The following is a 12,770-nucleotide window of genomic DNA, read 5'->3' on the forward strand; positions in this document are numbered from 1 at the left end:
AAAACCCGAAAAGAATCTTGCCTGGGCAAGGTGCTTTTCGGGTTTATATAAAAAATCAGCTGATTTGATTATTCTGGAGTTTTTTCCTCTGGCCAATCCTTTTTAAAGTCTGTCCAGTATTGAGCAACTGTTCCTTTCATATCTTTATGTAATAAGAGAATACCAACCAAGTTTGGCAGTGTCATGAGGGCGATAGTGATACCAGAGAATGTCCATATAATAGTAGTGTCGACAAATGATGCCAAGAAAAAGCCTATTACATACACAATTCTGTAATACACAATTCCCTTTCTGCTAAATAAATATGTAGTCGCCCTGTCCCCATAATAAGACCACGAAATAGCTGTGGAGAAGGCAAAGAGAAGCAAACCTATGGAAACTATGTATTGCCCAAAGTCTTGGAAATAACTCTTTTTGAAGGCTTCGGTAGTGAGTGGGGCACTATGAATAAGCGACTTACCTCTCATTACCAAGTACTGGGCATCCTCATTAGCTATTTTCCCATTATTTACCGTAATCGGTCCAGAATAAAACCCATGCTCATCTTTAAATACGATTCCTTCTGCCAAAGAGCGAGCGTGGATAATAGATGGACTTGCTATAATTTGCCCCTCTTCTACAGTTAAATCACCGTTGAACAAAGGAAGCTCTTCGACACCATTGATATGGTCAAAAAGCTGAACTATATCTTCCTCATTTTGGTCATCATACGTGCTTGCTAATACGGTCACATCAGAGTATTGGAACTGGTTGTCCAATTTAGTGTTCCACACTCCAGATGACAAAATTACGAGACCTGTAATTGTACAAATAAGAATGGTATCAATGAAGGGCTCCAAAATAGCAACCATACCTTCAGATACAGGCTCATGGGCTTTCGCCGCTGCGTGGGCAATTGGAGCAGAGCCCTGACCAGCCTCATTGGAAAACAGCCCCCTGTTTACACCTCTATTAAAAGCGTAGGCAAAAGTAGCTCCCATAAAACCACCTGTTGCTGCCGAACCTGTAAAGATATCTGCAAAAACAGAAATAAAGGAGGGAACAATATTTCCTGCATTATAAAAAATAACCGCTAATGCGCCTATCAAATAGATAAATGCCATAGCAGGAACAAGTTTTTCCGTTATTTTGGCTATCCTCTTTATTCCACCAATAATCACTAGCCCGAGCAAAATAGCCAATACTCCACCCGTAAGCATATGTGGAATTTCGAACGTGGCAAAAAGCGAATTAGCAATACTATTGATTTGCGGTAAGCTACCTGTACCAAACGAAGAAAGAACAGTAGCAATGGCAAAGATCACCGCCATCCACTTCATGTTCAACTTATTTTTCATGAAGTACATTGGACCACCAGCGATCTCCCCTTTTTCATCCTTTTCCCTGTACTTGTGCGAAAGCGTAACTTCCACAAACTTGGTAGTCATACCTAAAAAGGCCGTTACCAACATCCAAAAAAGTGCGGCAGGACCACCTAAATGAATAGCGTAAGCTACACCTGCAATATTCCCTGTCCCTACCGTGCCTGAAAGTGCCGTTGTAAGTGCTTGAAAATGAGAAGTATCCCCCTCATCACCCTCTTTGTCAAACTTACCTTTTACAGCTTTAAGAGCATGTCCAAAGTAACGAATTTGAGGAAATTTTAAATAAATGGTAAAAAACAAACCTGTTCCTAGGAGCACGTAAACAAACCAGTCGCTGCTTCCTATGTAACTATCGATAGTAGCTAAAATGTCGTTGAGTTGTTGCATAGTTGATTCGAAGTATTTTCAGTCCTTTTATTGTGTGAATAATTAGGTAAAATTAGTACAATTTATTGTTTTTAAAATCCAAATCAGACCTTAAAGCAAAGTTTATCTCACAGACAATCACCTTATTGCATTAAAAAACAGAGCATAAAAGAAGTCAAAATAGTCTTTTGATTATCCTAAACTTAGTGAAATAATCGGTGAAATTTACTGCTCCAATCAACATTAGCAAAGTAAGAAAAGGGCTAAAACCAACTTTGTACCTTACCAAATTCCCAATATTTGGAGCGGCAATTGGCAAAATACAAAGCATTAAAAAAGAGTAAAGCAACACAGGAATCACCCAAGCCTCCAGCTTCTTTTTGAAAAGTAGTTTGATAAATACAGGTACCGAAAATATGCTTAAAGAGAAGATAAAAGCCGCTTCTATAGCACTTAGCCGTTTTAACCAATGACCTTCTTCCCACAGGTATGGGCGATACATCCCTTCCCAAACTGCCTTTGGAATATTTTTTAACACACAAGTCCAATCTGGTGTAAGCCCCTCAAAAAGAATCAGGTTGGACTCATTCGCCGTAGCTTCCACCATAATCTGGTTATTTTTTACCAAAGCATTTAGGAAAACACCGATATTTAGATTGGGGTGGAAAAATGTGCTTCCTATTAAAATTAGGGTGAAGAATCCAAGCATGCTTACATAACTCCATTTTTCAAACTTCCGAGGCAAAAGCAATTGAGTGAGGTAATAAGAAAATATAGCCGCAAGCAACCCTCCCAAATAGTAATATTTTAATTTTAAAATCAGAACTGAGAGCAAGCAGAAAGCCAATATCTTCCATAATGAGCTACGATTCACCCCCAAGCCACTATTGTTTTTAAAAGGAAGAAGTGCTACCAAAAAACCGATACTTCCAACCAACAAACTTTCTTTTATAATACCCGAACTCCAAAACACAAAAGAGGGAAAGTAAAAAAAGGAAAACGCCACCAAAGATTGATAGCTTCGAAAAGTATTCGCTAGTTTATTGGCACAAAACCAACTTCCTGCAAAGCTAAATAAAGAAAAATACACACTGGTAAGCCAATAGTTATCTGCCGTAAGCAAATTCACTATACTGATCGCCTTCGACATAAAAACTGCCCTTGGGTTGGTAATCTGCAGAATCCTATAAACATGTTGGTCTTCTTCCCATACATCAAAAAACAGGAAATGAAGATAGTCAGAAGGGTTTTGCTTGGCATATTTTGCCAGAGCCACCCCATCTCCAAAAAGCGTAACCGTATCTCCTCCTTTATAAAAGAACCAATAAACCAATCCAAGACCTATCCCAGCCACAACCCTCACCACTAGGGCAAACCAAAAATGCTTGCGCAAGCTTTGCTGTTTTGACTTTTTATAAAGCAAAAAGGAAATCAGCCCAAGAAATAGAAGGTTGAGAAGAATTAGCACAGTTTATCGCAGTTCGATTCTGCCCAAATTTAACCCCTACCACCCCAAACACCCTCTTATTTTCCTATCTTTATACTACGATAAGGTGAAATTATTCAACCAAAATTTTTAAAATGATGGCAACAAAAACCACAATCAGCTTTTTATTGGTGCTTTTACTTTCAATAATGAGCTCAAACGCCCAAAGCAAAAAGAATTATGCTTTGGTTATTCATGGAGGAGCAGGTACTATCCTCAAAAAGAACATGACCAATGAACGGGAAAAGGAATACCGTGACAAACTAAACGAGGTTTTGGAAGCTGGAGAGAAAGTTCTTGCCGAAGGAGGAACAAGCTTGGAAGCCGTAGTTACCGCTATCAAAATCATGGAAAACTCTCCACTTTTTAATGCAGGTAAAGGCGCTGTTTTTACCCACGATGGTAAAAATGAACTCGATGCCTCTATTATGGATGGAAGTAATTTAAATGCTGGAGCAGTTGCTGGAATTACTACCGTGAGAAATCCGATTACCGCTGCTCTTGCCGTTATGGTCAACTCAGAGCATGTAATGCTTTCGGGCAAAGGGGCAGAAGCTTTTGCAGCGGACCAAGAACTAGAAATTGTTGAACCTTCTTATTTCTTTACCGAAAGAAGGAAAAAATCTTTGGAAAGGGCGATCAAAAGAGAGCAAGAAGGGCAAGGATATTATCTAGATCCTCAGGAAATCAAGAACTTCAAATACGGAACGGTTGGTTGTGTTGCGCTTGATCAATATGGAAATATTGCCGCTGGCACTTCTACTGGGGGCATGACGAACAAAAAATGGGGGAGAATAGGCGATGCTCCCATCATTGGATCAGGAACTTATGCCAATAATGAAACATGTGGCGTATCTGCAACAGGACATGGCGAATACTTTATAAGAGCACAAGTTGCCCACGATATTTCTGCAAGGATGGAGTACAAAGGAATTCCCTTGCAAGAAGCGGCTGACGAAGTAGTGATGAAAAAATTGGTAGAAATGGGCGGAAGCGGTGGAATTATCGCCTTGGATGCAAAAGGAAACATATCTATGACGTTCAACTCTGAGGGAATGTACCGTGGCTTCGTGAAATCGGATGGCTCTAAAAAGGTAATGATCTATAAAGACGAAGAATAAAGTCAAGGTTGCACAAACAAAAGCGGCTCTTTTTCTATAAGTATTAGAAGAAGAGCCGCTTTGTATATAATACGTTTGTCTAGAAAAGTTTGATAAAAACTACTATGATTGGCGCAGCGATAAGCAATCCATCAAACCTATCTAAAAAACCTCCGTGTCCAGGAATAGTTGTTCCCGAATCTTTTATATGAATACTTCTTTTAAAAAGCGACTCTACTAAATCTCCATAAGTACCTGCCACAACTATAATAATCGAAATAGTAATCCACTGCCAAGTAGCCAACACAGGAAAATAATAGGCAAATATCGATGCTAGACCTATTGCAGTTAAAGCTCCTCCAACACTTCCTTCCCATGTCTTTTTTGGTGAAACACGTGCAAAAAGCGGTCTTCTACCAAAGTTTTTTCCCGCAAAGTATGCCCCAGTATCACTTCCCCACAAGGTAAAAAGTAAGCCTATGATGATCTCATAATGATAGACACTATCCACAAATGCGCACATATTAAGCAGGGCAAAGGGTGTGCCTACATAAATTACCCCCAAGAAGGTAAAAGCAATACTTGTGAATGGTTTTTTATCAGCTTTTTTATATAAAATAATGACATAAACTGCCGATAAACCTACAAATATGAGCATATAGTACTCATTTGCCAGAATATTCTTCTCCACCAAAAAGGTGAGCAAAAACATCAAAAAACCATTGAGCATTCCATAGGTTTTGAGGGGTACGTTTCCATCTAGCCCAAGCAGTTTGTAAAACTCTAGCATTGAGAGCATGCAAATAGCCAAGAAAATAACAAAGTAACTCCACTCATTCCAAAGAATAGCCCCCAATATGATACTTGCCCCAAACAAAGCAGCTATTATTCGCTGGGTAAGCTCGGGCAAATTATTCAAATGTGACCTCATTCTCTATAATTTTTAACGCTTCCAATACATCTGTATCTGTCACATACACTTCTTTTTCTCCAAAATTATTATAAGAAGAATCACGCTTATCCATAATAATGGAAGTAATGTTATTTCCTTCCAAAACTGTTTTTACCAATTCAGCCTGATATAAGTTAGTAGTGCTATATACTTTTTTCCAATTGCTCATTATAAGTTTCTGGTTGTTTTTGGTATATTTTTCATTTTCATTCTTGTCAGCAACAAACTTATAGTATTATTAGCTTATACTGAGTTTTTTTCTTTTGTACCAAACCCTCCTATTAGTTGGGTTTTGAAATAATACAACAACCCAATTACTAGCCAAAAGGAAGTCAATGCCCACCATATGTTCGCATTTTCAGCTTGTTGGTCTATATCGACCATTTCCTTTTTACTTAAATAAAATACAAGCAAGGTTATCCCATTATTGCAAAAATGAGCAAAAATGGGCACCCACAATGTTCCTGACCAAATATATAAATATCCGAAAAGCGCACCAAGCAACATACGGGGTACAAAGCCGAAGAACTGGAAGTGGAAAGCACTAAACAGGATAGCCGATATCCAAATAGCTATATGAGAATTATTGGTGAACGACCTCAGTTTATTTTGCAAAACACCTCTAAAAAGCAATTCTTCGCCAATTCCAGGCAACACTGCTACCACAAATAACCCAATCAGAAAATCGGTAGTAGACTCGAATTGGATCAAAAACATTGTCAGCTCTTTTACTTTATCCTCCATTTCCCTAGCCCTCTCGGCAAAGCCGCTCATCCACTCGGGGAAAACTATATTTTCATTCCATTGAATTATGAAAGCGCTCAATGGCATATAAAGCAACACGATGAACAAAGTCAGCACCAACATCAATACCAATGACTTTCCTCCAAATGTTTTGAAAGCATCAAAAGGCTTTGTTTTTTCATAAAATTTCAAATAAAGCAAAGGAGTCCCGATAAACATCATGACACTATTGGCTCCTTGTACCGCCATCAGTATCATTCGATTGGCTGGATCAGACTGGGGATCTTCAAACAAAACCTTGAGCAAATCTTGGTCAAAACCTAACAATACAAAAGCGAGTACCGCACCCACAAACTGCGCCAAGAAAAATGAACATAATGCAGCTCCAAATAGCACCATTAATGAATTTGGGGAGTTTTGGGTGAATAGCTGCTTAATATATTTTGGGGTATAATCCATTGGTTCGGTTAATAAAGCTGGAATTACAGAACACTACTTCCTTTTAGTGCATATACTAAAAACCGCAAAGTTAGGGAAGCCAACCGACAATCCCGTGGGCAAAACCTTAAAATGCAGAATATCTGTTCTTTAAAAGCTTATTTGTACTTTTGCAGAAGAAGCTCGTCATGAGCACCCTTTTTATTTAAAGAAAAAGAGAAGTGGTAAAAATTGGTGATATAGAATTAGGAGAATTTCCATTATTGCTTGCCCCTATGGAGGACGTGAGCGATCCGCCCTTTAGGGCAGTATGTAAAGAAAACGGAGCCGACTTGATGTATACCGAGTTTATCTCGGCAGAAGGCCTGATCCGCGATGCTGCCAAAAGCATCCAAAAGCTCGATATTTATGATTATGAGCGCCCAATAGGCATTCAAATATTTGGAGAAAAAATAGAGTCGATGCGGGAAGCTGCAGCCAGAGCCGAGGTCGCCCAACCTGAGTTAATTGACATCAACTACGGCTGCCCTGTAAAAAAAGTAGCCTGCAAAGGAGCGGGAGCCGGAATTTTGCTCGACCTCCCCAAGATGCAAAGCATGACGGAAGAAATTGTAAAAACATGCAAACTTCCCGTCACTGTAAAAACCCGACTAGGCTGGGACGATAATACTATCAAAATAGTAGAGGTTGCAAAAAGGCTTCAAGACGTAGGCATAAAAGCACTCACCATCCATGGCAGAACCCGCCAACAAATGTACAAGGGTGTAGCCGATTGGTCATACATTGCCGAGGTAAAAAACCATCCCGATATCCACATTCCTATTTTTGGCAATGGAGACATCGATTCGCCTGAAAAAGCATTGGAATACAAAAATAAATATGGCGTAGATGGAATAATGATTGGACGAGCTGCTATTGGCTACCCTTGGATTTTCAATGAAATAAAACACTTCATGGCTACAGGTGAAAAGCTAGCCCAGCCTGATATTTCAGAAAGGGTACGTACCTGTAAAAAACACCTCGACTTTTCACTAGAATGGAAAGGTCCTAAAACAGGGGTTTATGAAATGAGAAGGCATTACACCAACTACTTTAGAGGAATAAGCCATTTCAAGCCCTTCCGAATGCAACTGGTAGAAGCAGGGAGCTATGAAGAAGTTGTGGGGATTTTAAACAACATCTCCGAAACACTCGCAGAAAAGTAAAACGCTTAAAAAAACACAAGCAGGCTACTTTCAATGAGAAAGAAGCCTGCTTGATGTATAAACAAGAATAAAGACTAAAACTATGCAGCCAAAGAAGCTACGTGTTTTGCCAATTTAGATTTATTGTTGGCAGCCTTGTTCTTATGAATGATATTTTTCTTAGCCAGTTTGTCTAGCATAGAGCATACTTTTTTGTAAAGCTCATCAGCTTCTGCTTTTTCAGTCGTAGCTTTCAATTTTTTAACGAAAGTACGAGTTGATTTCAACTGGTAACGGTTTAGCGCACGCTTGGTCTCAGATGTTCTGATCCTCTTCTTTGCTGATTTGTGATTAGCCATTTTGAATAACTATATTTTGAATAAAATGATGTCGATTTTTCAGAACTGCAAAAGTAACACTACTTCTATTAATTAGCAAAACCTAATCAATTAATTTTTAACTAGTTCTGTTGTTTTCATCCATTTATTAGCAAATAAAACCCACAAAGTCTCCTTTTTTCCTTCGAAACCCAATTTTGCCAAGACATTATCTTTATAAAACCTTTCAATTCTTTCGCTCCCAGGCGTTCCTTGTTCACCTCCAATATGACAGAAGCATCTTCCCGATAGTAGCTTTTTACCTTCGCATTCCCCTCCCAACCGTCCTGATGGACTCTGGCTGAATATAGCTCACACCATTTATTATAAAATAGACAACCTCCTTTTGGGGTAAATCTGAATGAAATCAACAACGAAGTTCGCTACCATATAAATGGATAAATTTAAAAAGGAGCTGTAACGACAATACCACCTTACTACACCCAACTACCATAAATTAGGGGTTCTATGCATAAGATGCTCATCTCTATCGATTTTAACTTTCGTTTCAGCTTAGGGGCAAAAACTATGACATACGCAGCAAGAATTGTGACTTTGTTTGGTAGTATTTGGAGAGATGGAAAATACTTGAAGCCAACCGCCAACCTACCAGATAAGCTTCTTCGGCCGTGTCCTAGAAGATCTGATTACCACCAAAAGCCGTGGCTCGGGAACTAGGCATCCCACAAAAACCGCTTTTCCGAAGTAGTAGGACTGTGAGCCACACCTCAGGATATTCCTTTTTTTAGTGCATTTGTAGGGCACAACTACTTCTACAAGTCCATTGGCAGATCCACAAGCTGATGACAATGCTATTTACATTACTATGGAAGCCCTTTCCCTCAGCCGAAATCCACTGGCGGTCTTGGTAAACAGAAACCCTTAACGATTTTCATTATTTCTAGAGAAAACTGCATTAAAGCAATATTTATATTTTTTTACTTTTATTATACAACAAACAAGTAGAGAAAAAACAGGAAATATTTATAATAGAAAAGTACAATTTCAAGGCTTATCCATAGTTTTTGAGAAAAAAGCACAAAACCATGTAATATTTATAAGATGTTTTATATGTAAATGACAAAATAAATTGCTTTTTTTACACAAAAATCACTTATAAATATTTTTTTCTAAATAACGTTTACCTTACCCAACCAAAAAGAATAGACGCTCACTACTCCTCACCAGCTAATATCCCAATCTGAAAATGAAAAGCGGATTTAATTACAAATAACACCAATCATCCTACTTTATTTATCCCTGTTCGCAACAGTATCTATCAAATTTCAGATTTAAAAACCGCTCACACCTAGTTCTATTACACCAACGAGTACTACATCCAGAGCAACTAAACCCTGCAAAAAACTAGCATAATCAACGAAAAATTACGTGTGATTATCAACAATCTATACTTGTAATAAAAAAGGGTATCATGAAAAAAACCAAACCTCTTTACTTAATGACTACAGCCATATTACTAGTTTTTTTACAGTTATATACTGTACCTCTGAGTCATGCCCAAAACAATAAGCCATCTCAAGCTGAGCAGTTGATGGAGCAAAATAATTTTACCGAAGCAATTGGCATTTTAGAAAACCAAAGAAACCTATCTTTAGATAATAAGCTCAACCTTGCCATCTGTTACCTAAATACTGCTGAACCCAGAAAAGCTTTAGATGTTTTAAACAAAATGGAGAATAGTAGCGATAAACCTATGGGGTATCACTATATCCTAGGTCATGCTTATGCAAGATCGGGAAGGCATGTACATGCCGTTGCAAACTGGCATAGGTACTTGCACAAATACCAACACAAATTCACTAAGTACGAAATTGCTTGCATAGAAAAGAAAATCGACCTTTCCTTGGGTAAGATAAAGCCTGAGAACACGAAGGATTATAAAAATATCAACTTGGCAGATTGGTACTTAAAACTTTCCCAAATGGTTGAAAGTGAAACCGCTACCCTTTCTCAAGACGGATCCGTTTTTGTATTCTCAGCAGAACACTCTTCTGATAGTGCTTCTAACAATGACCTTTTTTATGCCGTAAAAGACAATTACGGTCTTTGGTCTAAATTCAAACCATTTGTAACCGATATAAACTCAAGCGAGTCTGAAATCAGACCTGTATTCCAGCCCAACAGCAATATTTTACAATTTAGCAGAACTCAGCTTCAGAATGGCGATGGAATTCCATCTATATTCCAAACCAGGTTCAACAAAAGCGATTGCTCTTGGGAAAAGCCGTTACCTCTTGAGGTATTTGTGAAAAAGGCTAATTAATTAGCCTTTTTCAATACCAAATCCGTATAATAGTGCTTACAATCATAAAGTACATTATCAATCTCGAAACCTGAAGCTTTAGCAATATTCCCTAGCTCTTTCACACTATATTTCTGCGAAACTTCCGTATGGATGGTTTCATGCGCATCGAATTGAATAGTCTTTCCCAAAGCTTCAATATATACTTTTTGGTCAGCTAAGCTTACAATATAGCTTTTACAAGAGCCCGATTGAGGGTCGTAAATGGGGAAGTGGGAGAATTTTTCTAGTTGGAAATTTGCCCCCAATTCCTCATTTATTCTTTTCAGCAAATTGAGGTTGAATGCTTTTGTCACTCCTCGCTTGTCGTTATAAGCATCCAAAATCACTTGTGGGTCTTTTCGAAGATCCGCTCCCAGAAACAGTAAGTCATCTTCGTCAAAAGCTTTACTAATTTGCTGCAGAAAAATAGTTGCTTCATGGTGACTAAAATTACCAATATTCGAACCTAAAAAAAGCACTACTTTTCTTGCCCCATCGTCATGTTTGTTGAGCTGCTCCAAACCCTTAAAATAATCTGCCGCAATAGGCTCTACCTCCAACTCAGGCAATTCTTCTTCGAGGCTTCGGCTCAGATCTTCCAATACATTTGCCGAAATATCAATAGGCACATATTCAAAATCAGCCTCTTTTTCCAAAAAATGCTTAAGAAGCACCTTGGTTTTAAGCCCATCGCCCGCACCAAATTCTATCAACTTAAACTTCTTACCACCCTCGCTGAATATCTTTAAAATATCATCCTTTTGCATAGAAAATATTTCAAATTCGCTTCTGGTAAGGTAATACTCTTCCAAATGCATAATTTCCTGAAAAAGCTTGTCCCCTTCCTCGTTATAAAAATACTTGGAGCTTAGTTGCTTTGGAAAAGAGTTCAAACCTTCAAGCACATCGCCCGCAAACTGGTTATGGTTTCCTTTAGGGTTGGATAGTTTTATATTTTCAGGTATACTTTCGGTTTTAGCTAGATAAAGCATATTTTGGGTTATGTTTGATTAGTAATTTTTTTTTAGAGAAAGCTCAAGTTCACAGACTTTTGGCAAGTCTAATTCCCGTAAACTGCCATTGCTTATCGGGCTGGAAAAAGTTTCGGTAAGTAGCCCTAGCCTGCACCTTAGGTGTGGCGCAAGATGCCCCCCTCAATACATGTTGGTTTACCATAAACTTCCCATTATATTCGCCCAAAGCACCTGGTGCTTTTTCGTAGTAAGGATAGGGCAAATAAGCACTCGAAGTCCATTGCCATACATTCCCCAAAAACTGGTACTCTTCACCTTTTTGAGCGATAGGGTGGAAATTATTTTTCTCCAAAATATTATCAGTTGCTACCACTTCTGAGGCAAATTTCTTGCATGCCACTTCCCACTCAAACTCGGTAGGTAATCGCATCCCTTTCCAGTTGGCAAAAGCATCGGCTTCATAATAATTTATGTGCGTAACAGGTTCGTTAGGGTTTACAGGCTCCAAGCCTCTGAGCGTATAATGCATCCACTCGCCTTTTACGTTGAACCAATAGAGCGGAGCGAATTTCTCATGTCCATTGACCCAAGCCCATCCATCCGCCAGCCACAATTCATGGTTTTTATATCCTCCTTCTTCTATAAAACCCATAAACTCTCCATTGGTTACCAACTTTTTGGATAGCTGATACGGGTGTAAAAACACTTTATGCCTCCCTGTTTCATTATCGTACCGGAAACCGTCCCCTTCGTGCCCTATCTCATACACGCCTTCGGGAATTTCAAAAAAGGACGGCCCATCATTCATTACCTTTGGCAACAATGATCCTTGAGAAGTGTAGGCAGGAAAAAGCGGATTGTTTCCCAAAATATACTTCAAGTCTGTTACGAGCAATTCTTGGTGCTGCATTTCATGCTGCAAGCCAATCTCCACCAAGTAGGACTCTTCTTCCGAGCCATCAAAATACTCGGAAAGCCACCTCTCCATTCCAGCATCTACCTGTTTCCTGTAGGCTACTATTTCGGCAGAGGTTGGGCGGGTAAGGTTCCCTCTGTTGGAACGGAGTATCCGTTCTCCTTGGCTTTCGTAATAACTATTAAAAAGATAATTGAACCTTGGGTTAAACAACGTATAGCCGGGAAGCTTTTCAGCCAAAATAAAGTTTTCAAAAAACCAGGTAGTATGTCCCAAGTGCCATTTGGGGGGGCTTACATCCTCAATAGGCTGCACTACCATATCTTCGGGCTTGAGGGGTTCGCACAGGGAAATAGTACGGTTTCTAACTTGCTGATAATCCGCAATAAGTGTTTCAGTAAACGTCTTCACAATTAATTAGTTTTCTAGGGTTTTGATATAAAAAAGTTTAATTCTCAAGCGAAGATGAGAATATAGTAAAGCCCTACGTAAGTTGGATTGATAAGTAGATGAGCATTGTTTTCCGCATCAGAAACAATACGTTTTTAGATAAACAGTATCAGA

The 12,770-nt window shown here is 38.9% G+C and carries 11 protein-coding genes; 3 read left to right on the forward strand and 8 right to left on the reverse strand.

The genetic code is table 11. From position 1 onward, the window contains the following. Positions 1–68 precede the first annotated feature (68 nt). On the reverse strand, positions 69–1,751 hold the full coding sequence (locus R9C00_27235) for an amino acid carrier protein (GenBank protein WPO35396.1): 1,683 nt from the start codon (positions 1,749–1,751) through the stop codon (positions 69–71). A 154-nt stretch (positions 1,752–1,905) separates the two neighbouring features. Then, positions 1,906–3,198, reverse strand: a complete 1,293-nt coding sequence (locus R9C00_27240) for a hypothetical protein (protein ID WPO35397.1) — start codon at positions 3,196–3,198, stop codon at positions 1,906–1,908. Positions 3,199–3,314: 116 nt separating this feature from the next. Between R9C00_27240 and R9C00_27245 the strand changes: the two genes are divergently transcribed. Next, positions 3,315–4,337 (forward strand): isoaspartyl peptidase/L-asparaginase, encoded by a 1,023-nt coding sequence (locus tag R9C00_27245; protein ID WPO38799.1) that lies wholly within the window; start codon positions 3,315–3,317, stop codon positions 4,335–4,337. 79 nt (positions 4,338–4,416) lie between these two features. On the opposite strand, the gene R9C00_27250 is transcribed toward R9C00_27245, so the two are convergent. From R9C00_27250 to R9C00_27260, 3 genes are all read right to left on the reverse strand, one after another. Continuing rightward, entirely contained in the window at positions 4,417–5,247 is an 831-nt protein-coding gene (locus tag R9C00_27250; GenBank protein WPO35398.1) for a phosphatidate cytidylyltransferase, read from the reverse strand. Further along, entirely contained in the window at positions 5,228–5,437 is a 210-nt protein-coding gene (locus R9C00_27255) for a DUF2007 domain-containing protein (GenBank protein WPO35399.1), read from the reverse strand. The genes R9C00_27250 and R9C00_27255 overlap by 20 nt, the downstream gene beginning before the upstream one ends. 74 nt (positions 5,438–5,511) lie before the next feature. Continuing rightward, complete coding sequence (locus R9C00_27260) at positions 5,512–6,471, reverse strand: CPBP family intramembrane glutamic endopeptidase (GenBank protein WPO35400.1); 960 nt, start codon at positions 6,469–6,471, stop codon at positions 5,512–5,514. 200 nt (positions 6,472–6,671) lie between these two features. On the opposite strand from R9C00_27260, the gene dusB reads away from it, so the two are divergent. Further along, a complete protein-coding gene (gene dusB, locus R9C00_27265) occupies positions 6,672–7,655 on the forward strand; it encodes a tRNA dihydrouridine synthase DusB (protein ID WPO35401.1) in 984 nt (327 codons plus the stop codon). Positions 7,656–7,735: 80 nt separating this feature from the next. Here dusB and rpsT read toward each other — a convergent pair whose 3' ends face one another. Then, positions 7,736–7,993: a 30S ribosomal protein S20 gene (gene rpsT, locus R9C00_27270; GenBank protein WPO35402.1), complete on the reverse strand. Its 258-nt coding sequence runs from the start codon at positions 7,991–7,993 to the stop codon at positions 7,736–7,738. A gap of 1,450 nt (positions 7,994–9,443) precedes the next feature. Here rpsT and R9C00_27275 point away from each other — a divergent pair. Further along, complete coding sequence (locus tag R9C00_27275; protein WPO35403.1) at positions 9,444–10,295, forward strand: hypothetical protein; 852 nt, start codon at positions 9,444–9,446, stop codon at positions 10,293–10,295. Here R9C00_27275 and egtD read toward each other — a convergent pair. Together egtD and egtB are read right to left on the reverse strand one after the other, a co-directional pair. Beyond that, positions 10,292–11,308, reverse strand: a complete 1,017-nt coding sequence (gene egtD / locus R9C00_27280; GenBank protein WPO35404.1) for an L-histidine N(alpha)-methyltransferase — start codon at positions 11,306–11,308, stop codon at positions 10,292–10,294. The two genes, R9C00_27275 and egtD, sit on opposite strands and share 4 nt — an antisense overlap. 49 nt (positions 11,309–11,357) lie before the next feature. Next, on the reverse strand, positions 11,358–12,617 hold the full coding sequence (gene egtB, locus R9C00_27285; protein WPO35405.1) for an ergothioneine biosynthesis protein EgtB: 1,260 nt from the start codon (positions 12,615–12,617) through the stop codon (positions 11,358–11,360). Positions 12,618–12,770 lie beyond the last annotated feature (153 nt).

This window comes from Flammeovirgaceae bacterium SG7u.111 (assembly GCA_034044135.1).
Lineage (GTDB): Bacteria > Bacteroidota > Bacteroidia > Cytophagales > Flammeovirgaceae.

Excerpts from the sequence above, each read along its gene's own strand:
- R9C00_27235 (WPO35396.1), bottom strand. The coding sequence starts at position 1,751 with ATGCAACAACTCAACGACATTTTAGCTACTATCGATAGTTACATAGGA.
- egtD (WPO35404.1), bottom strand. The coding sequence starts at position 11,308 with ATGCTTTATCTAGCTAAAACCGAAAGTATACCTGAAAATATAAAACTA.
- R9C00_27255 (WPO35399.1), bottom strand. The coding sequence starts at position 5,437 with ATGAGCAATTGGAAAAAAGTATATAGCACTACTAACTTATATCAGGCT.
- R9C00_27260 (WPO35400.1), bottom strand. The coding sequence starts at position 6,471 with ATGGATTATACCCCAAAATATATTAAGCAGCTATTCACCCAAAACTCC.
- rpsT (WPO35402.1), bottom strand. The coding sequence starts at position 7,993 with ATGGCTAATCACAAATCAGCAAAGAAGAGGATCAGAACATCTGAGACC.
- R9C00_27275 (WPO35403.1), top strand. The coding sequence starts at position 9,444 with ATGAAAAAAACCAAACCTCTTTACTTAATGACTACAGCCATATTACTA.
- R9C00_27245 (WPO38799.1), top strand. The coding sequence starts at position 3,315 with ATGGCAACAAAAACCACAATCAGCTTTTTATTGGTGCTTTTACTTTCA.
- R9C00_27250 (WPO35398.1), bottom strand. The coding sequence starts at position 5,247 with ATGAGGTCACATTTGAATAATTTGCCCGAGCTTACCCAGCGAATAATA.